General features: G+C 41.9%; 26 protein-coding genes and 1 pseudogene. 1 reads left to right on the forward strand and 26 read right to left on the reverse strand.

Annotation, left to right across the window (positions count from 1 at the left end):
- Positions 1–49: 49 nt before the first annotated feature.
- From JBF11_RS03600 to JBF11_RS10120, 14 genes and pseudogenes are all read right to left on the reverse strand, one after another.
- Positions 50–379, reverse strand: coding sequence for a phage tail assembly protein (locus tag JBF11_RS03600; protein WP_334316015.1), 330 nt, complete (start codon positions 377–379; stop codon positions 50–52).
- Positions 380–602: 223 nt separating this feature from the next.
- A complete protein-coding gene (locus tag JBF11_RS03605; RefSeq protein WP_334316016.1) occupies positions 603–1130 on the reverse strand; it encodes a phage major tail tube protein in 528 nt (175 codons plus the stop codon).
- A 16-nt stretch (positions 1131–1146) separates the two neighbouring features.
- Positions 1147–2400 (reverse strand): phage tail sheath family protein, encoded by a 1254-nt coding sequence (locus JBF11_RS03610; RefSeq protein ID WP_334316017.1) that lies wholly within the window; start codon positions 2398–2400, stop codon positions 1147–1149.
- Positions 2397–2867, reverse strand: coding sequence for a hypothetical protein (locus JBF11_RS03615; RefSeq protein ID WP_334316018.1), 471 nt, complete (start codon positions 2865–2867; stop codon positions 2397–2399). Before JBF11_RS03615 ends, JBF11_RS03610 begins: the two co-directional genes overlap by 4 nt.
- A 22-nt stretch (positions 2868–2889) precedes the next feature.
- Positions 2890–3480: a phage tail protein gene (locus JBF11_RS03620; RefSeq protein ID WP_334316019.1), complete on the reverse strand. Its 591-nt coding sequence runs from the start codon at positions 3478–3480 to the stop codon at positions 2890–2892.
- The gene (locus JBF11_RS03625; protein WP_334316020.1) at positions 3480–3785 is read right to left on the reverse strand and encodes a hypothetical protein; all 306 of its coding nucleotides are present in this window, start codon (positions 3783–3785) and stop codon (positions 3480–3482) included. Before JBF11_RS03625 ends, JBF11_RS03620 begins: the two co-directional genes overlap by 1 nt.
- Complete coding sequence (locus JBF11_RS03630) at positions 3785–4096, reverse strand: hypothetical protein (protein WP_334316021.1); 312 nt, start codon at positions 4094–4096, stop codon at positions 3785–3787. Before JBF11_RS03630 ends, JBF11_RS03625 begins: the two co-directional genes overlap by 1 nt.
- Before the next feature lie 3 nt (positions 4097–4099).
- On the reverse strand, positions 4100–5116 hold the full coding sequence (locus JBF11_RS03635; protein ID WP_334316022.1) for a major capsid protein: 1017 nt from the start codon (positions 5114–5116) through the stop codon (positions 4100–4102).
- Positions 5117–5125: 9 nt separating this feature from the next.
- The gene (locus JBF11_RS03640; RefSeq protein WP_334316023.1) at positions 5126–5473 is read right to left on the reverse strand and encodes a head decoration protein; all 348 of its coding nucleotides are present in this window, start codon (positions 5471–5473) and stop codon (positions 5126–5128) included.
- A gap of 4 nt (positions 5474–5477) precedes the next feature.
- The gene (gene sppA / locus JBF11_RS03645; protein WP_334316024.1) at positions 5478–6638 is read right to left on the reverse strand and encodes a signal peptide peptidase SppA; all 1161 of its coding nucleotides are present in this window, start codon (positions 6636–6638) and stop codon (positions 5478–5480) included.
- Entirely contained in the window at positions 6628–8154 is a 1527-nt protein-coding gene (locus tag JBF11_RS03650) for a phage portal protein (RefSeq protein WP_334316025.1), read from the reverse strand. Before JBF11_RS03650 ends, sppA begins: the two co-directional genes overlap by 11 nt.
- Positions 8155–8156: 2 nt before the next feature.
- The gene (locus JBF11_RS03655; protein WP_334316026.1) at positions 8157–8390 is read right to left on the reverse strand and encodes a DUF6148 family protein; all 234 of its coding nucleotides are present in this window, start codon (positions 8388–8390) and stop codon (positions 8157–8159) included.
- A 487-nt stretch (positions 8391–8877) separates the two neighbouring features.
- The gene (locus JBF11_RS03660; protein WP_334316027.1) at positions 8878–9732 is read right to left on the reverse strand and encodes a DUF6402 family protein; all 855 of its coding nucleotides are present in this window, start codon (positions 9730–9732) and stop codon (positions 8878–8880) included.
- A gap of 54 nt (positions 9733–9786) precedes the next feature.
- Positions 9787–9870, reverse strand: a pseudogene (locus JBF11_RS10120) (hypothetical protein); the annotation flags it as partial.
- Between JBF11_RS10120 and JBF11_RS03665 the strand changes: the two are divergent.
- Positions 9832–9966, forward strand: a complete 135-nt coding sequence (locus tag JBF11_RS03665; RefSeq protein WP_334316028.1) for a hypothetical protein — start codon at positions 9832–9834, stop codon at positions 9964–9966. The pseudogene JBF11_RS10120 and the gene JBF11_RS03665 sit on opposite strands and share 39 nt — an antisense overlap.
- A gap of 356 nt (positions 9967–10322) precedes the next feature.
- Here JBF11_RS03665 and JBF11_RS03670 read toward each other — a convergent pair whose 3' ends face one another.
- The 12 genes from JBF11_RS03670 to JBF11_RS03725 form a co-directional block, all read right to left on the reverse strand.
- Positions 10323–11420: a DUF6402 family protein gene (locus tag JBF11_RS03670; protein ID WP_334316029.1), complete on the reverse strand. Its 1098-nt coding sequence runs from the start codon at positions 11418–11420 to the stop codon at positions 10323–10325.
- 10 nt (positions 11421–11430) lie between these two features.
- Positions 11431–11616 carry a helix-turn-helix transcriptional regulator gene (locus JBF11_RS03675; protein WP_334316030.1) on the reverse strand — a complete coding sequence of 62 codons (186 nt, stop codon included), beginning with the start codon at positions 11614–11616 and terminating at the stop codon, positions 11431–11433.
- A gap of 12 nt (positions 11617–11628) precedes the next feature.
- Complete coding sequence (locus tag JBF11_RS03680; RefSeq protein WP_334316031.1) at positions 11629–13704, reverse strand: terminase gpA endonuclease subunit; 2076 nt, start codon at positions 13702–13704, stop codon at positions 11629–11631.
- A 15-nt stretch (positions 13705–13719) separates the two neighbouring features.
- Positions 13720–14238 carry a hypothetical protein gene (locus tag JBF11_RS03685; RefSeq protein WP_334316032.1) on the reverse strand — a complete coding sequence of 173 codons (519 nt, stop codon included), beginning with the start codon at positions 14236–14238 and terminating at the stop codon, positions 13720–13722.
- Between the two features lie 801 nt (positions 14239–15039).
- Entirely contained in the window at positions 15040–15885 is an 846-nt protein-coding gene (locus JBF11_RS03690; protein WP_334316033.1) for a DUF6402 family protein, read from the reverse strand.
- Between the two features lie 14 nt (positions 15886–15899).
- On the reverse strand, positions 15900–16133 hold the full coding sequence (locus JBF11_RS03695; RefSeq protein ID WP_334316034.1) for a PAAR domain-containing protein: 234 nt from the start codon (positions 16131–16133) through the stop codon (positions 15900–15902).
- 170 nt (positions 16134–16303) lie between these two features.
- Positions 16304–16702: a hypothetical protein gene (locus JBF11_RS03700; RefSeq protein ID WP_334316035.1), complete on the reverse strand. Its 399-nt coding sequence runs from the start codon at positions 16700–16702 to the stop codon at positions 16304–16306.
- A 9-nt stretch (positions 16703–16711) separates the two neighbouring features.
- Positions 16712–17821, reverse strand: a complete 1110-nt coding sequence (locus JBF11_RS03705; protein ID WP_334316036.1) for a DUF6402 family protein — start codon at positions 17819–17821, stop codon at positions 16712–16714.
- A gap of 3 nt (positions 17822–17824) precedes the next feature.
- Positions 17825–18304, reverse strand: a complete 480-nt coding sequence (locus JBF11_RS03710; protein WP_334316037.1) for a phage baseplate assembly protein V — start codon at positions 18302–18304, stop codon at positions 17825–17827.
- A gap of 18 nt (positions 18305–18322) precedes the next feature.
- On the reverse strand, positions 18323–18511 hold the full coding sequence (locus tag JBF11_RS03715; RefSeq protein ID WP_334316038.1) for a helix-turn-helix domain-containing protein: 189 nt from the start codon (positions 18509–18511) through the stop codon (positions 18323–18325).
- On the reverse strand, positions 18508–20025 hold the full coding sequence (locus JBF11_RS03720; protein WP_334316039.1) for a hypothetical protein: 1518 nt from the start codon (positions 20023–20025) through the stop codon (positions 18508–18510). Before JBF11_RS03720 ends, JBF11_RS03715 begins: the two co-directional genes overlap by 4 nt.
- 252 nt (positions 20026–20277) lie before the next feature.
- Positions 20278–21966 carry a DNA primase family protein gene (locus JBF11_RS03725; protein WP_334316040.1) on the reverse strand — a complete coding sequence of 563 codons (1689 nt, stop codon included), beginning with the start codon at positions 21964–21966 and terminating at the stop codon, positions 20278–20280.
- Positions 21967–22060: the final 94 nt, after the last annotated feature.

Here is a 22060-nt window from a genome sequence, read left to right on the forward strand (position 1 = left end):
AGAGCAATGGCAAATTCAACTTTCGCCCTGTACAGGCTTTTTAATTGTTTTACTGCATCAAATTCTCTTGTTTTTCCGTTTCGCCCGTTGCCTGCCGTTCCGTCAGTCCCGCTGTCGGAGTTTTTGAAAAAAAACGGTTGTATGCGCCTTTTATGAGGTTATAGTCGTAAGGGTGCAGATTTCTGACATCATCATAGGTAAGACCTGCGGCAACCGCCAAAGAACAGATTTCCGCAGTTAAAATATTGGTCGCCTTGCCAAGCATGATACACATATCAAGGGCTTCCTCTTCCATGCCTATGGTGATTTTTTCTTTCAGTTCTATATCTTTGATTGTTTCGCCGTTTTTCATATAGCCCTGAGCTAAAGTGATTTTCATATCATATTCCTTTGTTTGTTCTTGATTGAGGCGAAACCGCCCCAATCAAGATACTGTTAATATTTTATATTAAAAAGCCAAACCAAGATTTGCCCGGACGGGAAGCATAATTGACTTTAGAGCTGCGCTCGAAGTGGCGTCCTGCCACTTACTCGCTGTCGTTTGTGTTTTATGCGAAAAACACTGCACTCCCGCTGCGCGGCTTCGCACTTCCTGTGCTGGCTTAAAAAGCCAAACCAAGATTTGCCCGGACGGGAAGCATAATATCAATACCGTCAACAGCATAAATCATGTTGGTTTTGTCAAGGAGCAGTTTCTGTTTGCCGTTGACGGTATTGATAATGCGTATCGCCTCGATTTCCGTTTCATTTTCCATTTTCTTGTTTGTTTCAAAAGAACCGGTGCTTGCTTTCTTGGCTGTGCCGAATACGGTTATCTCAACGGGAACGGTGTATTTTGCACCCGTATTTTTGTCAGCCCGCTGCTGCGAGCCTTTGCACTCGAGCATGAGCGGCACAAAAGGATTGAGCATGGTAAAAGCCTTTTCCGTTTGACTGATCCATTTGAGCGTTACGCTCATGGAAGAGAATGCCCCCATGGCGGGACTTTCGTATTCGCCGAGCACACCCGTACCTGAAACGGTTTCGGTAAGATTGGAAAGCTCCGGCAGCTCCACGCTTGCAACGCCGAGTAAATCCGAGCCGTTGGCATAGATACGGAATGCGATTGTCTGTTCTGGAATGTAATTCATATTTTACTCCATTATATTAAGCGGAAAAAAGTTCTTTTAAATATTCGGGGTCAAGTTCAAATGTGCCTTCAATCGATTCCGCGGGAATGGGCGGCATGATGTAAATATGGAATCGAAGCAGACCGTTCAGCAAATCCGTCACGGGGTTTTCATCTTCCAGGAATGAAATCCTGCCGCCCAAGATGACTTCGCGGGAGGTGAAGCCGTCAAGGTCAAGCTGGGCTGAACCCACGATTGTCTTGATAAGCCGCTTCGTCATGGGAGCGTCGACTTTCTGGAAATAGGTCAGAATGAAGCGCGCCATGTACCAGTTGAAAAACCTGCGGCAGCATAAGTAGCTGTCTTTCGGGTCGGTAATGCCGGGGTATACCGCAGTCCTGTTGCCCCAAATGCGCCATCCGCCGTCAAAATTAAGCGTCGTCACAACCCCCTGGGAGTTCAGGTAGTTCGCATTTTCCAAAGTAAGCCAAACTTCCTTTTCCACGCCGTCGATAACGGTAATCGAACGGTCGAAATACCCCGTCTTATTGCTCGGGCTGACTTGCGGCGTACCGCCTGCGGCATCATCCTCCGCGCTGATCCTGCCGACAAGCTGCGTTGACAGGTGATAAACCTTGTCCCCAAGCGCAACCTTAGGCCAGCAAAGCGTTAGACCTGCCAGATTCAAACCGTTATTTTGCTTGTATTCGCTGATGTCGGCGTATTTCCTGCATTTTTTCGTATCGATGTCCGCATATGCCATGGCAGTGAACAGCCCGAGGATTTTTTGGCTTTTCGCCGCCATGGTCTGCGCGACTGCGATGTCCGTGGAAAACTTGGGCGCGACAATGGCGAACGGCACAAGACCGAATTTCGTAAAAACAAGGTCTATGCATTCCAAACCGGTCGGCTCGAGGGTGTTTTCGTCAATGCCGCCGATAATGTCGGCAGTCGTTACTTTTGATGCGTCGGGCTCGTCGTTGGTCTTATGTTTTTCAGGGTCGAAAACATTGACACAGACAATGGGAGCCGCGCCGAATTTTGAAAAATGGCATTCAGCAAGTTCGCATAAGGTGTAATTTATCCAATCGTCCGAATAACCCATTTCTTCGACAAATTCATCATAGGAATTGTACATGCGGGGCTCGTTGACGTAGCGTTTCTTGCCTTCGTCCAGCTCATGCACGGGGGCCGTGCCTACCGCAAAAACAGTGTTCGTCGCCACTATGCGGGGCGGAACTATGCTTGTGGGCATTTCTTTCGTATACACGCCGTGTTTGTATTGGCTCATAAGATATTACCTTCATTTTCGTACTCCCCGCCAAGCGGACGGGGAGGCAAAGTGTTATGGGAAAAAGTCAGTTCCATGCTTGAAAAATGGTATTCGTTCCATTTCTTTTCAGGTTCGGCTTGTTTTATTTTTATGGGAAGCTTTGTTTCAAAAAAAGTTCCCGTTATCCTGTTGTTGTAAAAAACCGCCGTCAGCGCATCGCAAATTTCAGCCAACAATAAGCCCGCATTTTCCTGCGAGGAGTCATCATTGACGCCCAAAGCGAAAACAAGCGTGCTTTCCGTGTATTCCCCGTTCAGTTCCTGCTCATCGAAACGGAGAATGACAAACGGAAAAAGACTTTCACTGTCCGAAACTTCCTGCACGGGCAGGTTATGGATGAACACGTTCAGATTTATTTCCGAATATGTTTTCAGATGTTCCGAAATATGGGCTTTAACAGCCAATAAAAGTTCTTTGCTTCTCATGATGAAACCTTATTGCAGAACCTTACAGCAAAATTTTGTCCAACTCTTCTTTGAATAAACGGGAAAACGCTTCGTCCGCATGGCTTTCAAGCTCCTTGCCCGCTCCGAACAAAGCATAGATAAGGCTCGGACCGTAAAGTCTTTTCAGTTTGTCCCGCCCGTCACGGTAAAAGATATGCTTTTTGTTATCGGCTTTGGCGACAAAAGGCGAACCGTGATCGTTGAAAACCCTTCTTTTTCCGTCACGCCGAACCTTGTTTGTCACAAACTTCTTTCTTTTTTTCGGGGCGACGCCTTTCCAGGAAAGGACGTTTCCGGGACGAGAAGCGAAATTGATAAGCCCTATGCCGTTTCTGTCCTTGATTTCAAGACATGCATATTGGCGTTTCGAGGTCGCCTTGGTTATTTTCGCCCGCTTTTTCAGGCTACGAGGATTTGCCGTATAGGTTCGCCTGGCTATTTTGACCGCTTCATTCTTAATAAGCCGAAGTGTCCTGTTCATGGCTTTTGCCGAAGCCTTGTTTATGGTTTCAGGGGCGGCGTCAAGCAAACGCCGCATTTCCCGCACCACTTCTTCCGCATTGGGAACTTCCACGCGCAAATAGGAGGACATCAGGCTTTTTCCCGATACAATTTGACAATCGCAAGCCCAAGCTCAACGGAACTTTCAAGCACATACCAGACTTCGCCGTTCAAAAGACAGCTCTTATGGGGGACATATTCATACTGCAAACAGACCGCATGCAGATAAAGCGTCCGCCCCTCGAAAGACACGCCCTCACGGGAGTTGTCGGGAGACAATTCCAAATCCTCGACAACCGCGGGAACTTCTTGCCCGTCCAGGTCAATTTGCTCCGCAAATTCCCGAAGATTGAGAAAAATTGAAGAAATGTCTTTTTCAAGCTGTGTGTTGAACATTATTTCGCCTTTTGCCTTTTCGCCGCTTCTGCCACATTTGACACATTCGGCGCACTTGGCTCATTTGCTCCGTTATCCTGCTGTCCGTCGGTTTTATCCGCTTCACCGGAATTTTGCCCGTTTTCGGCTTGAGATCCGCTTTCATCGGGATTTTTCGGAGCGTTTTCCTTTTTCGGGCTTTCTTCTTTTACAGGAATGGCAAGACCTTGTTTCACAAGGAGGTGAAAAAGCTTTTTATCGCAGTCGAGAATTTCGCCTGCATGATAAAAGCGATCGCCGTTATGGTGACCGTATTTCAATATTACTTTCATCTTCTAACCCTCCGTGACCTTTACGGAAACAGTCGCTCCCGCATGCTTCACCTGCGGAAGCGGGCGGCTTTCCGCAAGCGTGAAATAGGCTGACGGATCGTTTTCCTTGTATTGCTTGGCAAAAATTTTCGTGGGACCTGTACAGTCAAGATCGGACGGCAGACCGTAATCGATTTCAAGCTTTGCGTCCCTTGCCACGAACAAAGCGACGTCGGCGGGGATAAACATCTGCTGCTTGCCTGCCAAATCCACATAGCCCGCATTGATTGTCCAGATGTTCAGCCCGTTCCAGTTGCCGCGGTAAAGGCTGTTGGTGTGCAGGTTCAATTCGCCGATATGGATATTCCGCATATCGAGCAAATCTCTGACGTCGGCATGCTTCAGAAAAAGCGAAAACGCCTTTGTCCCCATGATGACGTCCGTTGCGCCGAAACCGCCCGTCGCTTCCATGATCATAGCTGAATACTGTTCAGCCTGCTCCCGGAGTTCGGAAGAGGGGTCGCTCCATACGGCAGTGCCGGACAGCGTCACCGTATGGCTTGCGGGGCGGTTGTAGTCAATTTCACCGATTTGTCCGACTTTGCCGTTCACGCTGTTCCAAAGCGGAATTTTCCCGTTCACAAGGGCGTTCGCGCACATGATTTCTTTCATGTATTCGATGTCGGAAATGTGGGCGTCCATGTCTTCCGCAATGGCTCGTTCGAGCGGGTCTTGATGGTCATAGGGCGTCATGCCTTTGGAACGGACAAATTTATCCGCCGCGGTGAAGGTTCTTTTGGGTTTGAAAATAGGCGCCTTTACGGCTGAAAGCGTTCTGACTTCGCCGTCGCGCATGGTGCCTGCGTTGTTATAAGACAGGGCGGGAAGCATTTTCCGTCCCTGATAGCTTGTTTCAAGCTCGAACACGTCCGTTTCGCTCGGGGCGTTGTCCTGAAAAAAGGAAGTGAACAGACGTCTGTTTACGGGACGGATATTGATGACCCCCGTTAAAACGCGCGGGGTGAATTGTGATAACGGCATATTTTGCTCCTAATAAATATATACGCCTTGCCCGCGAAGCGCTGCAATGGCTGTTTTTTGTTTGTCTGCGGAAACGCTGTCATCAAAAATGATGTTTTCCAAAACCATGTCCGCATGGACATACATTGAAGACACGGCATTTCCGCTTGCAGGAACGGTCACGTCTTCCACCAAAACGCCGATAGGTTCCTCGCCGTCAGCCGCCTTGTAAACCCCGATTCCGGTAGCGCTTTTTCCAAGCACGGCGCCTGCCAAAAGCGTCTGTTCCTCAGCCTGCGAAGCAAGCTCGACCTTTACCATGACCGGCGGGTGGTCGCGCAAAAAAGCTTTTCTTTGATAGGTTTCAATATGCTGCATATTCTTATCCTTTCATGTTTCCTATTCTTTCAATGAGTGTTTGCTCTTCGTCCGTTGCTTTGTTCATGTTTGAAGCACTGTTTACGGCATCGGGACTTGCCGCGATAAGCGCCGCCAAGATTTGCTGATTGGTTTCCCGCACCGCTTCCGCATTTTTTTGTTCCGTTTTTACGGAAATCACGGAGCCGAGCGCCTCAACCTGCGCTTTTGTCAGCCCTGACTCCGCAAGCGTTTTGACTTTTTCCGCATTGTCCGCTCCGCAAACGGTTTCAATAATAGCAAACAAATTTTCGCTGATTGTTGAAACCGTTTGCTGTGAGGAGGTCTGTTCATGGGAAATTTTCTGTTCCATGTTAGGTATCGCCATTGTTTTCTCCTGTATGTTTTCAAGAAGACAGCTCATCGCCTCTTCTTTTGTTTTTACGATTTTTGAAACCAAGCCAAGAGCGACGGCTTCTCTTCCCAAAAAGACCCTGCCGTCTGCCCATTCCAGTTTCTTATCCAGATCAAGCCCCATATTTTGCGCTGTTTCCTGCAAAAACACGTCATAAATGCCGTTCACCTGATTTTGCAGGTACATTTTGTCATCTTCGGATAAAGGCGTTTCGCTCGCTCCGACGCTTTTTTTGCTTCCCGCAGTGATGTGGGTGTATTTCACTCCTGCGCTTTCAAGAAACTTGCTGGCGTCCGCATGTTTCAGCACCACGCCGATTGAGCCGAGTTCCGCGCTTTGTGTGGCGAAAATTCTGCCGGTTGCGGACGCAAGCCAATACGCCGCGGAACAGCACATGCCGTCGACAAAAGCACAGCTTGGTTTTATGGCGGCGGCTTCCTTTATGAAGGAAGCAAGCTCCTGCGTTCCCGCGACCGTCCCGCCCGGAGAGTAAATATTGTAAAAAATGGCTTTGACTTCATCGTGTTGCAGGGCTTTTTCAATTTCATTCTTGATTTGCTTATGGGTCATTCCCGGCATAAACCAAGATTTTTTACGGTAAACAGCTCCTTCGATGCTGATGACGGCAACGCCGTTCCGCACAGTTGTTTCAGTATGCCTTACCTGAGGAAGCAACGCATTCAAAAACGCCGCATTTTGCAGAACCGCTTTTTTCTCCGTGTCAATATCTTCCAAAACAGACGGCAAAATCGCCCATACTTTACTTGTCATGTTCTTCCTCTGAGTTTTCAGATTTTATTGTATCTTGCAGATTTGTTTGTTTTTTATCCTGTACGGGATTTCGTAGGCTCCGCAATTTTTGCATACGCCGCTCTTCATATTCACGCTGATTTATGGTTTCATCAAAATCGCTGCCGCGCTCGGCAATGCTGTCCGACATAGTCATGATGTCATGGTCTATCGCCAGTATGTTCGCCTGAACCTCTTTCAGCGGGTCGATGTAACCGCGGGCGGGTCCTATCCAGCGGCAGTTGCATAAAAACGGAAGCGCTTTATAAAAATCCATTCCGGCAGGCAAGTTCAGATATCCCCGCAAATACGCCTCTTCCATGACCATGTTCCAAAGCGGCTGGCAGTAATGCCGACGGAAAAACTCACGGTAAATGCCGTAAATCCGCCACGCACCAATCATAGCCGCACGGGCGGACGAATACATCGTCTTTGAAAAATCCTTGCTGACTTCCTCGTATGGCAAACCGAGAGATGCGGAAGCGGAGCGCAGAACAAGCTCGCAGAAACTCAAAAAGTTCTGGCTCGGACGTTTGCTTTCCAAAATTTCCGGCTTTTCACCCTCGTTGCCGTACATGATTGAGCCGGGATTGATTTCCTGAAAATAACGGGGATTTTCTTCCTTTTTTTCGAACCCGACGCCATAGGGCAGTTCCTGCTTGTTTTTTTCCAGGCTGATGAACACGGGAAAACTTGCGGCTATTATCTGAGCAACAAGTTCGTAGTCGATAGCGTCATTGAAATGCTTGAAGAATTTTATGCCGGCGGAAAGGTCTGAAATTCCCCGATACTTCTCTTCCTCATCCGGAATAAAAATATGAAAAATCCCTCTTCTGTGCCCAATTTTTGCGGGTATTTTCCTAAATTCGCTTGAAGAGTAATTTTGTTCAGTCAAAATAATATTGCTCGGACGGGGGCTGCAAATCCAATAATGCGTGGGAATGCCTGTTTCCGTGATTTCCACTCCGTCGTGAATGAGCGGATTTGTCTTCTTATCGCACGGCGTACAGAGCCTGTGAGGTTTTATGTCTTGGAGCTTCAGAGCGAATTTGTTTCCGGGACGAAACTCCATGACAGGCAAGTGCAGAAACTCGCCGTTGCGAACCAAAGAACGCACTGCCAAAGCCTGCAGGCTGTCAAAGGAAAGACTGTTTCGGTAATGGCATTCTTCCGTCCATTCGTACCACAGCCATTCCATTTTGCTTTGCAGCGCATTCGCTTCTTCAGGGGACATGTCAAGTTCCTGGTACGCAATGGCTGACTGCGGCGTAAGCCCCGTGCCTACGCTGTTCGTCACTATGGCGTTTGTCGCGCTTTTCGCCGCCCAGTCGTTGGCGACCAAATCATCGGCACGGATACTGGACAATAAACGTTCGTTTTCCTCCCATTCCTTGGAATAGGTGCGGACGGGAAAATAGCCCGCTATGGAGCCTCGGTTCGAGCCAGCCTCATAACTCGTGCTTGGAAGTTTCCTGCCTTGTAAAATCGCATTCGCCATGACTACCGCCTGAAAGAACCGTGGATTTTAGCTTGTACGATAAAAGAAGACTTCACCTTATCCAGCTTATTGAGTTCTTCTTCATAATAGCCGAGCATTTCCCGAATTTCGGGAATATCGGAACGGGTCAGTGAACGGGAGCCGACGGAATAAGACTTGCCTTGCGAACAGGAAAGCAAAGCCTCTTTATAGGCAGCTATGTGCGTCTTTAATTCTTCTTTCGTCCAAATACTCATAATATGACAAACTAAAACATTTTTTAAAACTTGTCGTGGACACTATGGACGCTATGGACACTATGGACAAAAATTTTTGAGTTTTATTCAATAAAAAAGGTGCGTTACGCACCTTTTGAGAGAGTTGGATTTTTAATATATTCTCGAACTGTCACTCTGTATGAAAAATACTAAAAAAAGAATTAGATAATATCCCGGACAAGCCCAAACAAAGGTATAAAAAAAATAAAATAAAAAAGTTAATGTGTTATTTTGTTTTTTTATAAAGAATATTGTTATAAAAATTGTTAATAATAATAGTGGCCATAAAATAAACTTTAACTCTGAGTTAAACATATAATAAAAACCTAAGGGAATACCTCTAAAATAACCTAATAAAACTTTAAAAATATTATCGTCATTTGGTAAAATTTTAGATAAAAAAAAGTTAAAAACTATAATAGTTATAACCTGTATTACTAAACAATTTTTTATAGTGACTAATATTTTATTCATGGTTATAATCATAAATATATTCAATAAAATTGTCAATTATTTTAGGATGTGACAACACTAAAAAATCATTACCAATTTTATTATATTCTCTAAATTCTCTAAACTTTGCATTATTCATTGCTTCATAGCGATTATTTTTAGGAACACCACTTACATCTTTTTCTTCACAACTCCAATAACCTAAATAATCAAAAAAAAGAGTTCCTTTACCCTCAAAATTAAAGACATCATGCACAAAAACTGCAACTTGTTCAACGATAATTTTATATTTATTTTCGTCTAAGTATTCAATTTTTCCTTTTGACAAAAAGCGAAAAGTAAAAGTTTCCAAGGCTGCAATTATTCCTATTTCAACCAAGTGACGCTCTTCCACATCAAAACGCTGATAATAGTATTTTTCCCATTCCTGCCATGGGCTATTGATAAAATCAAATTCTTTATTCCGTTTTTCAAAATACCCCTCACGGGTAAGAATAGTATTTAATGAATCAATTGCTCTTGCGGTTGTTGCATTGAGAGGAAAGGTAATAGTTAAAAATTCTTTTGGAAAATATCTTAGCACCCAATCAATATCCACCCAAAAGGGATTGGGATTATTTTGCGGCACATCATTTGCTTCACCTGCAAGCCATTTATAAAACATATCCCGCAGATAATGCCAGCCTATTCTGTCCTTTTCATTAGCTTTATTTCCCATTGCGTCGGCAATCAGCGGCAGACAGAAGAATATATCGTCATCCCGTTTTCTGGTGTAACGGGTCAGTATCTCGTTATGCTCACACATAAGCTTATTTCTTAATTGTTCGTTTCCGTTGCCGACTATGAAGTTACTTGCTCCCTCCGCCACGGTTCCGCCGCAGCTTATGGGGTCGCCCACTCTGCCGACAGGTTTGCCGTTTACAAAAAAGCTAGGACTGCCTTCCGCAAGTTGTCCCTGATGCGGACTATGCACCAAACAACCGTGCGAAGCGTATTTATCGCCCACCAATACAACGGGCTTGACAGTGAAAGCGACAAAATTATTCCTGTTAGGAAAGAAATGAGCCTTACAGAAATGGAAAGCGAGGATACCATTGACTAAAAAAGAGGTCCCTGAAAATCATTAATAAAATAATACCGATAATGCCTAACAGTACACTATTAACCAAATACAACCAAGATAAATTTTTTCTCGTTGGGTGCTTCCAAAATTTTATGGTTCTATGTACAGAAAAGAAGCAAAGAATAATATGAGTTATTAAAAAATAATACGGTTCAAAATAAGATGAAAAAATAAATTTATAAAGCCTAATTGAGTTTTTGATGCAAAAACCTATATCATAACCAGTAAAAAGATAACCCAAAAAATTAATAATTATTGGTAAAAAAATCAATATGTATGAAAAAATAATATGAAATATTCTTCTATAACTATTCATAATTATTATTTATTATTTGTTATTTGTTATTTGTTATGTCAATCAATTTTTGCTTTGATAATACAACAAAATCGTTGCCCAGTTTATTATGTTCTCTAAAATTTCTAAATCTTGCATTACTCATCATTTGACCATCAATAAATTCATAAATATTCATTTGTTTATCTGCACAATTCCAAAAGCCTAAAAAATCTCCATAATAATCTTCATCAAAATTGAAGACATCATGCACAAAGCCTGCAACTTGTTCTATTTGTATGTCAAAACCATTTTCAGTATACAGAATTTTACCTTTGGCTAAAAATTTAAATGTAAAACTACCAAGAACAACAAATAAGCCAGTAAAGTCATTCCAAAGTTCTTCGATACCAAAATCAGTTATTTTAAAAGAAAGATGCTGATAATGTTCGTTATCCCATTCTGAAAAAGGAATATTAATAAAGTCAAATTCTGTTCTTTTTTCTGCAATATAGCCTATTCTTTCAAGTTTGGCTTTTAATCCATTTTGGGCAACATCATTTAAAATTTTCTCGTCTATTGCTTTGTCCCATATTTTTTTTGCATTTTCATAACTCAGCACCCAATCAATATCTACCCAAAAGGGATTGGGATTATTTTGCGGAACATCATTGGCTTTGCCTGCAAGCCATTTATAAAACATATCCCGCAGATAATGCCAGCCTATTCTGTCTTTTTCATTGGCTTTATTTCCCATTGCATCGGCAATCAGCGGCAGACAGAAGAATATATCGTCATCCCGTTTTCTGGTGTAACGGGTCAGTATCTCGTTATGCTCACACATAAGCTTATTTCTTAATTGTTCGTTTCCGTTGCCGACTATGAAGTTACTTGCTCCCTCCGCCACGGTTCCGCCGCAGCTTATGGGGTCGCCCACTCTGCCGACAGGTTTGCCGTTTACGAAAAAGCTAGGACTGCCTTCCGCAAGTTGTCCCTGATGCGGACTATGCACCAAACAACCGTGCGAAGCGTATTTATCGCCCACCAATACAACGGGCTTGCCGTTGACTAAAAAATTATTTGCACCTTCGACCGCTTCAACCGGGGCGCAGCCGTCATGCCCTGTGCTTTTATCGCCTTTTCTTGTGATTGCCGGCATAATTTTCTCCTTATATTTTTTTCTTTTTGAGATAAGAAAGACAATCTTTTTTATAGACCCTGACACCCTGTTTTTTCCCAAGACGTAACCCCTGCAAAACGCCCGTATTGACAAGATTATAAAAATAGGAGCGAGAACAGGAAAGTATTGTACAAGCCTGCTTCCAGTTCAACAATTCATTTTCAACGTTACTCATAACAATTCTCCCTTATCTTCTCAATTTTGCTAAAAGGTTGGTGCCGTTTCTGCTTGGTGTAGGCACAGGCGGCGCGACGTGATGAGCACCGTTTGCTTTTTGTTCGGGGCGGGGAATGTTTTTTATGTTCAATATCCACACCAAAGCGAATTGCATATATTCGCAGTCAAAAGCATGATTGGGGCGTTTCCGCGGGTTTTCCCAAATGTGTTTTTCATCGTTCCAAACCTCGGCACACATTTCTTTTGCGTAACCGTCTAAAATCCCCGTCGGCGAATTGGGCTGCAATTTCATGTTTTCGTGCAGATGAAAGGCTCCGGGGTCGGCAGGATTGACTTTCAGAGCATGGGCGAGCATGCCTTTAAAAAGAGTGGTGTCTATTCTGTGCAGCATGATACCGCCGGGGATTTTTATTTTTGAACCTGTGCTGTTCGGAAAATACTCCCAAGGCGTATAGCTTACGGGATTGGCGGGGCTATGTACCCCTTGCGACAAAAGAACCCGTTGTCTGTTTTTCAAAGCCCAATTGATAACCTCGCTGCTCCGTTCCGGATGTCCCATTGCGTCAACCAGTGCGGCACGCACTTTGTACACACGGTTTTCATTATCCATATAATCGCTTTGCCATAAAATTTGGTCGAGCTGTTCTATGTTTTTGGCTATCCCCTCTTGAACAAGCCATGTTTCGGCATTCTCCCCGTATCCCCAAGCTCGGATGACATATCTGAAATAATGCAGCTGGGTATCAACCGTAGCAAGAAGAGTTGCCACACGGGAAGTTTTTTGCTCCAAATCAAAACCAGGAACCATCCCCCGAGGTCTGTCGTCGCAAAGGGCAAGAATTGCGTCTTCATTCCGTTCTTCAAAAATCTCTTCCCAAACTTCGGCGCAATACTGGTTTTTAAAATCCTTATAATCTTCCGTCGCATTACTGATTTTATATTTGAACCAGACATTCACAATCTCGGACAAACTCACAAAACGGCTTATCCATGAAGGTATCTGAAAACCGATTTTTATGGGCTTATATAAATTTATGTGCGCAAACAATTCCAGCCCCGATGTTCTTTCCTTCCATTCACCATGCCGAACAGCCATATCCCTTTTTTCATCGCTCCAAAGCGTACCGCAAAATTCACACGCATAATAAGCAAGCTTATGACTCAAAATTTTTTCAGCAATAGATCGCTCATAAATATTTTCGTCCTTTTCATCAATAACGGGCTTTTTGCCCTCCCATGTGATATTTTCAAAACGCATGAGCTGCACAAAACCGCAATCGGGACATTTTACATAATAATCAAAACGAGCCTCCGCCTCTTCAGTCAGTGCTTTCCAAATTTTGCTTGAGCCTGCTTTTGTCGGCGTGGAAATTTTTATGATTTTTTTCCTGCTCCCCCATGTTGTGGTTCGCTTTTCCGCCAATGCTTCGGAAGTCGCTTCGTTTTTCGGGTCTTTGTATTTGTCGAGCTCATCCAAAATCAGCGTGCGAATAGGCTTGTTTCCCAAACGGGACACAGAGCCCGACCAGCCAAGATAAATGGGCATATGCAGGAAATTAATACGCAGACTTGACATGTCGTTTTCATAATTTGTCAGATATTCCCTAAGCCTCGGACTTGCCTTTATCATAGGTATGATTCTGTCCTTGGCGTTTTCCCGTGCCGTAATTTCATCAGGAAACACATACATGACAGGACCGGGAGAACGGTCAACACAGTATCCGACTATATTATGACTTGCCTCGCTCCCTCCGCATTGGGGCGTTTTGCAGATAATCACCGTTTCTATACCGTTTGTTCCCGCCGCATCCATAATGCCTTTCAAATATGGCGAAAAAATATTTTTCCACTTTCCTGGAATGGAAGACATCTCAAGCACCCTATGCCGTTCCGCCCACTCGCTGATTAAAACAGGCTTGCGCTTCAAAAAAACCTTTCTTTCGGAACTTGAAAAATTAAACGCATAAGAGCTGATGCCGGCTAAAGAACCGGCAACAGCTTCGGGAAGCCATGCGGGAAGCCCCGCATGTACCGTTTTTTTATTCTTCCGCACCTCTTGTTTCGGTATCAATAATAATTGGCTCATTTATTTCCTCATTTTCTATGATGACTTCAATGTCCATTTCTTTTGCGATAAGGCGTTTTCAAAAATTTCCGTCAATTTCTGCTTCAGGCTGTTGGTCTTTTTGGGATTTCCCTCAACCAGTTCCACAAGCTCCACGGCAGAAACCTCAAACGCAGTTTTTATTTGCATACCAAGCGTCACCGCCCGTGCCGCCAATTCCTGATAAACTTTTTCCTTGGCTATGAATTTACCTTGCTTCACTGCCAAATCAAATTCTTCCTTATTGGCTATTGCCGTGATCCGCCGTATTTCCTGCTCCTCTTTTCGTCTTTGCCTTTCGCTCGCTTTTTCCGCCACGCTGTCGGTTGTTCCGAGAACAGGCAGGCTGACCAAATAACGGTCGACATCACGAAGCTTGAACGTTCCGTCCGCCTGTTTTTTGAGCAAACCTTTGTTTATGTCTTCATATAATTTGGTCTTTTTTACTTTTCTGTTTTGTTCCTCAATATATTTCAATACGTCCGCAGTATTTTTCAAATTTTTCATTTCAAGCATTTTATCCTCCAATTGTTCTTAGGCGGTATGCTCTCACCTCAACGACTTTAACCGGAGCACAACTATCATGCCCTGTGCTTTTATCGCCTTTTCTTGTGATTGCCGGCATAATTTACTCCTTGCAACAAATTTATCTTATACCGATAACCCAAAAAAAACAGCTCTGTCATGGAGAATATGGACAATAAAGACAATATGGATAAAAATTTTTGAACTTTATTCAATAAAAAAGGTGCGTTACGCACCTTTTGAAAGAATTGGATTTTTAATATATTCCTGAGCCGTTTCCGGGCATGGAGGACACAGAAAATAAAAAAACAAAATATCCATGATAAGACCATATACCAGCATACAAAAAATAAAATAAAAATATTATCATTTTATTTCGCCGGTTAAAAAATAAAAATGTCACTAAAATTGTTAAAAAAACAAAAAAATATAAAAAATATTTTAATTGTGGAAAATTAAATAAATCAATATATCCTATTGGTACATATATTAATACTGATAAGAAATGAAATAAAAAATCCTGATTTGATTTAAAAGGAAAATAATATGTTATAATACTGCACAATAGTATACTTATCAATTGAACTATTACACACTTTTTTATAATATAAAATTTATTATTCATTAAAGTGTGTTGTTTGGATTCAAACTCAATATGCTGACAAGTATTATTTATTAAAACAGTTCGATTTAATTTAAAATTAAACGGAGCAGCTATAATACCATACAATAATAAAGTTATTAACTCTATTATCATACATAATATTGTAAAAACAAAAATTCTATTCATAATTACACCGTATGAAAATATTCAAAAGTAATATTTAATTCTTTCAGCTTTGATAATACTAAAAAATCATTGCCTATTTTATTGTGTTCTCTAAAATCTCTAAATTTTGCATTACTCATTTTTTTGTAAGTATCATTCTTAGGAACAATACTTACATCTTTTTCTTCACAACTCCAACAGCCTAAAGTATCAAACAAAAGATTTGCATCACCCTCAAAATTAAAAACATCATGCACAAAAACTGCCACTTGTTCAACAATAATTTTATATTTATTTTCATCTAAATATTCAATTTTTCCTTTTGGTAAAAAACGAAATGTAAAAGTTTCTAAAGCTGCAATTATTCCTATTCCTACGAGTTGATATTCTTCGATATCAACTCGTTGATAATAATAACGTTCCCACTCTTGCCACAAATTATTAACAAAATCAAATTCATTATTCTGTTTTTCAAAATAGCCTTCACGAGCAAGAATATTATTCAGTGAAATAATCGCTTTTTCATTTTTTGCAGCATTAGGAAAATTAACAGATAAAAATTCTTCAGGGAAATAACTTAACACCCAATCAATATCCACCCAAAAGGGATTGGGATTATTTTGCGGAACATCATTGGCTTTGCCTGCAAGCCATTTATAAAACATATCCCGCAGATAATGCCAGCCTATTCTGTCTTTTTCATTGGCTTTATTGCCCATTGCGTCGGCAATCAGCGGCAGGCAAAAGAAAATATCGTCTTCTTTTCTTCTTGTATGCCGTGTAACTGTTTTTTTTAATTCATAGCCTGCTTTATTCAACGCCTTTTCATTCCCGTTGCCGATAATGAAAAAACTATCTCCCTCCGCCACGGTTCCGCCGCAGCTTATGGGATCGCCTTACCCGCCCAACTCCCATTGACAAAAAACGAAGGACTGCCGCCTGAGAGTTGTCCTTGATGCGAACTATGCACCAAACAACCGTGCGAAGCGTATTTATCGCCAACCAAAACAACGGGCTTGCCATTGACTAAAAAATTATTTGCACCTTCGATCGCTTCAACCGGGGCGCAGCCGTCATGCCCTGTGCTTTTATCGCCTTTTCTTGTAATTGCCGGCATAGTTTACTCCCATAAGTGGTTTACTACTGTATTAGCAAAGTTTTATTTTCCTGTCGTGAACGTGGTGGAAGATACGGAGAATATGGACAAAAATTTTTAGAATTAAATCAAAAAAAGGGCATTATGCACCTTTTGAGAGAGTTGTTTTAACTTTAATCCAAAAAAGATTTTTATCCACCTTTTAAATTCATTAAAGATATTCCTGCTCCATCACCAGGCATACTAAAATGTATACAATGTAAAAATATTATAGCAAGAGTTCCTAATAATATTCCATTTACAAAATAGAGCAAAATCAGCTGTCTTATTGTATAATATTTATACCAAAAATAAGTTACAATAATTGAAACAAGTAAATATAATATAAAAAAAAGTAAAGAAAACCAACTAAAAAAAACAAAAAGTAAAGTAAAAAAAAATGCTCCTATTGGAATTAAGATTTTAGTAAAAAATGGCATAGATGCATATCGTTCATCAAATGCTAACATAAGAAAATTAATAATAAAAAAAAGAAGAAATGATGACAAATAAGAAAATAAAATATGAAAGATTTTTTTTTGTATATTCATATTTATAATCTATTGTGTATTATTTATTATGTCAATTATTTTTTGTTTTGACAATACAATAAAATCATTACCTATTCTATTATATTCCCTAAAATCTCTAAACTTACCATTCCCTATTCGTTTGTAGCTTTCATTGCTTATAGGATTAATAGTCATATTCTTTTCTTCACAACTCCAAAAACCTAAAAAACCTCCATAATAATCATCTTCAAAATTGAATACATCATGCACAAAACCAGCTACCTGCTCTATTTGAATAAAAAAATCATTTTCTTGATATTCAATTTTTCCTTTAGCTAAAAATTTGAACGTAAAACTTCCAAGAGCAACAAATAAGCCTGTAAAATTTATAAAAGCTTCTTCCATCATTTCATAGTTACTAAAATTAATAGATACATGCTGATAATAATGCTTATCCCATTCTGAAGAGGGAATATTGATAAAATCAAATTCCGTTCTTTTTTCTGCAATATAGCCTAACTCTATTAAATGTGCTTTTATTTCTTTATGGGCATTTTCATTTAAAATTCTATTTTGCAGTGCGTATTCCCATTGTTCTTCTGCTTTCTCATAAGATAGCACCCAATCAATATCCACCCAAAAGGGATTGGGATTGTTTTGCGGAACATCATTGGCTTTGCCTGCAAGCCATTTATAAAACATATCCCGCAGATAATGCCAGCCAATTCTGTCTTTTTCATTGGCTTTATTTCCCATTGCGTCGGCAATCAGCGGCAGGCAAAAGAAAATATCATCTTCTTTTCTTCTTGTATGCCGTGTAACTGTTTTTTTTAATTCATAGCCTGCTTTATTCAACGCCTTTTCATTCCCGTTGCCGATAATGAAAAAACTATCTCCCTTTGCAACGGTTCCGCCGCAGCTTATGGGATCGCCTACCCGCCCAACTGCTCGCCCATTGACAAAAAACGAAGGACTGCCGCCTGCGAGTTGTCCTTGATGCGGACTATGCACCAAACAACCGTGCGAAGCGTATTTATCGCCCACCAATACAACGGGCTTGCCGTTGACTAAAAAATTATTTGCACCTTCGACCGCTTCAACCGGCGCGCAGCCGTCATGCCCTGTGCTTTTATCGCCTTTTCTTGTGATTGCCGGCATAATTTACTCCTGTACCTTTACTTGCGGTGCTTGAATATTGATTACTGACCCAGCCGCCATATTTATATTTTCCGCCCGTAAATTCAGCGTGCCTTGTGCAGAAAGGTTGACATCACAAACGCAGGAAGCAATCAGTCTATGCTCTTTCCTATTGTATTCTATATACGTCCCGTCCTTGAACGCATGGCAATAAATATCACCGTCGGTTTCGGGTGCTTTTCCCTTCGGGTAATACGAGCCTAAAATAAAGCCTTCTTCGTGCCCGTTCGGCAAAAAAGCGCAAAGCACCTTTGAGCCGATGTCGGGCAAATCGTAATACGTGTCGCCATGGGCACGGGTAACCAAAACAGGAAGCCAGTAAGAGGTTACGGCGTTCGTTGGCGTATCTGAAAAAGTCACCCTGCAGCACATATTTTCGGGGTCTTTTACGGTAACCGTCCCGACCCGTAAAAGTTCTTTTACTATTTGTGAACTATCTTTCATATTTTTTCTCCTCTTATTTTATAATTTTTTAATTTTCAAAAATTCAATACAAGAACTTTTATAAACCCGTATTCCTTTTCTTTTGCCAAGACAAAATGCTTTTAATTTTCCGGTAGTTACTAAATGATAAAAATATGACTTACTGCAATTCAAAAATTCACAAGCCTGCTGCCAATTAAAAAACTTATCTTGCTCTCTTTTTCTCATAACAATCCTTCCTTTTTTAGTGCATTTTCAATATTTTCAAAGCTGATCCATATGTTTTTATGTTTTTTCCACCATGCCATAACTTCGTTATTTTCTAAAAAACGCTCAATAGTATAAGTTTGAATTGTCTGCATTTCTTCCTTATTTTCATCAACGCAAAAAGCCGTATTTTTTCCAACAAAACCTGTACCGTCAAATTTATATTTATATTTTGCAATCCCCCAAAATTTATATAAATATAAAAGAATTTTCCCCTCACCCCCAATACTATTAAAACCAGTTTGCGATGCGTCCAAATGCCCGATTTCGGCATTTTGCTTGTTAAGCGTTTGTTTTTCTGATATGATACCCTCGTGCGAAGTGCATGCTTTTGATTTTCCGTTTTCTTGTTTTTGCTTGAATGTTTTGGGAAGCCCTGCATTTATCCAACAAGCGATATCAATGCCAAGCCCGAACGCTTCGCCCGGGTCTTTTCCCTCCGGAACAGGCCAGCGCTTCAGCTGCGGATATGTTTCTTCCCAAAAATCCATGGCAGCTATGCCTGCATTGCTTTCTTCAAAATCCATGGCGAACAGGATTCTGGGACAATCCTTGATAAGCTCGTGTGTGACAGGGCAGGGCTTATTCTGATTGGAACGAAGAGCGATAACGCCAATCTTCTTATTCATGCAGGCATGGATGAGTATCGCGTCAAGCTCCGCCTCGACAACCGCATAGCAGCTCAAATCATCGCACGGCTCGGGAAGCAGAATGAAAGGCATTTTTGCGGAGCCCTCAAGTTCCATGTATTTGGGCGGGGTGTAACCGTTCGGAGTTGGTAAAATATCCGCTTTGGGACGGCGTATGCGCAGGCTGACAAGTTCATTTTCCCAATAAGTGGGAATAGTAATGCCTCTGGGGATAAAAATCCTGTTGGAAGTTTTGCCGTCCTTTTCCTTAGGCTCCAAGCCCAAAGAGCTTCTCATTCTGAAAATGCCTTGCTTGCGGTTTTCACCAGGCAAATAGCCGAGCTTGTACTCAAATATCATTTCATCGGAGATACCGCGGGCATTGAGATATTTCTTGGCTTCCTTTGAAAGCTGAATATCCTGTATGGCTTTTTCTTGAAGCTTTTTGGCAAAATCCTGCCATGTTTCTTTTGGCAATTCCCGTTCTCTTGGCGTATATTCCGCTTTGTCCCGAAACTTCGGCGCTTTTCTCGTTTTCCTGTATTTGGAAAAATGCGGGGTTATACCAAGCTCCGCAAGTGCTTCCTTGAATGTCAATCCGTCAATGTTGATAAGATAGCTCAAAGTATCGCCGGTAGCGCCGCACTGGCGGCAGTTATACACGCCCCAAATGCTGTTTTCCGTGCAAACCTTGCTCAGATTGTCTTTCTTGTAATCCCACACCATGAAGCGGTCACTTTTGCCGGGTTCTCCCCCGCAAAGCGGGCAAGGACCGTTATAGCCGTCACCTTGTCTTTTTACGGCATTACCAAAGCGAATATGATAAAGTTCAAGTAATTTGTTCATAGCCTGCCTTTTTAAATCTGTCCGTATCTGTCCTTAATATATTTTTTATAATATATTGATTTTATATATATTTTATATTAAATGGACACATGGACAGATACTATATATATTTTCACACGGAAACATATTTTTAAGTTCCGTGTGAAAATTAAGAGTTTTGCCGTCCATCTGTCCAAACACAAAAAAGTCTTGTCTTTCCACTTGGTTATTGTCACCAAATGGCGGACAGATACGGACAGATTATAAAAGATATCAATACACATTTTTGCTGTCCCTGTGATTTTCCAGTTCTTTCTGACAATCGAATTTTAAGCTTATCCCAAGCCTTTTCGTCCCGTTGGAACGGATTGACGGTATATTTTTCTTATCCAAAAGCTGAGAAAACAGCTTGCTCGATATTTTCGCTTTTTCCCTGTTGTCTTTATTTTTGGCATACCAAATAACAAAATACTCGTGCAAATCGGATGCGGGCGTTTTCATTTTATAGTCATTAGGGTTTTCTTGATATGCTTCAACATTGCAGCATTCCTCGATAAATTGGGCTATGTCGTCCCACTGCATGCGCTGACCGCTGGTCCATTCCTGCACCTTATCAGGAATGTTCAATCCGTTTTGCAGATAATCCATTGCGCCCTGAATAAGCCGCACTAAAACACCCTCAGCCTCTTTTTCAAGTTTTTGATCGAGTTTTTTATCCGCCTGCCTCTGGTAAGGTTCCGTGGGATTATCCACAAACGACAGCAGCCATTTAACTATGATTGTCCGCTGCCAAAACGCCGCGTCATCCGCTTTTGCCTTTGGCAGTTCATTGGTCGTCATAATAGGCAAATGCGTTTGCAGCCATGTTGTTTGCTCTTTATCCTGCAAACCCCGTGCGGTTATATAGCCCCCGCCCGTCAGCTTTTTCAGCTTGGCAAGCGCAAAACGCTGTCCCTCTTCCGCTTCGTTGACCCAGCCTATGCACATGCCGCGCAAAGCGAGAATATCCGGACTGGGCGCCGACGAGTTCCGAACCTGCGTTGTTTGTAAAAACATTTCAACAGGTATGTCGCCTGACAAATCCAAGCCCAAAACTTTTGTGATGAGTTTTATCAGCGTGTCTTTTCCGTTTCTGCCGTGCTCACCCCAAAATATGGTAAAAATATGGTCTTTGCGGTCGCGGATGATTCCATAGCCTAGAATACGCCATATGAAATTCACAAGTTCCTGATTGCCGTCCATGGAACGGAGTAAAAAAGCGGACGTTTCCGGGCACGGGTCCTCCAGTTCCAATAAATCTTTATTGTACGGCGTAATGCACGACTTCAAAAGTAAATCTTTCGGATTTCCCGGTGTGATGTCGCCTGTGCGGATGTCTATCACGCCGTTAGGGCAAGCCAATTTATAGTAATGCTTGTCTATCTGCTTCGGCAGACACATCATAGGACTTTCAATCCGCTGAACCATTGTCAAAACGCTCTCACCGCCTCTGGGAGTACGAAGCAGTTTTATCCTGCGCTCGACGCTGTCAAGTATCTTCAAAAGAATTGATTGCGCTTCTTTGCTTTTTTCTTTATCGAGCAGCTCTTTTTTATTGTCCGCAACTCTCTGATAACACTTACAAACATTTTCTATATACGAATATTGCAAATTTGTATCGTCTTCAGCCCAATGGTTGCCCGCCCAAATTAAAAACCTGTTCCAAAATTTGACGTAAATAACAAAGTCATTATGCAGATATTGATATAGTTTTGCGTCACCCTGCGTGTTCTCATCCAAAAAAGCAAGAATATCCTCATCGGAAACAGCCTGTATCCGGTTTTCTATTTCTTTTTGAATATCCGCCTTATTGAATATTTTAAGCTTCGGTATTGCCTTTTTATTTTTTAGATTTTTTCTAGACTTTTCCAACGCAATACGCTGCTCAATCTTTTCTTGATAACTTTTTTCTTTATCTTCCATGACCTACCCCCGTACTACAAAGAAACAGAAAAAACCAAAAATGATTTCCGTTTTTCCGCGATTTTCGTTCCGCAGTTCGCGTCCGAAAGCCGGG

Origin of the sequence: Taurinivorans muris (assembly GCF_025232395.1) — a bacterium.
GTDB lineage: Bacteria > Desulfobacterota > Desulfovibrionia > Desulfovibrionales > Desulfovibrionaceae > Taurinivorans > Taurinivorans muris.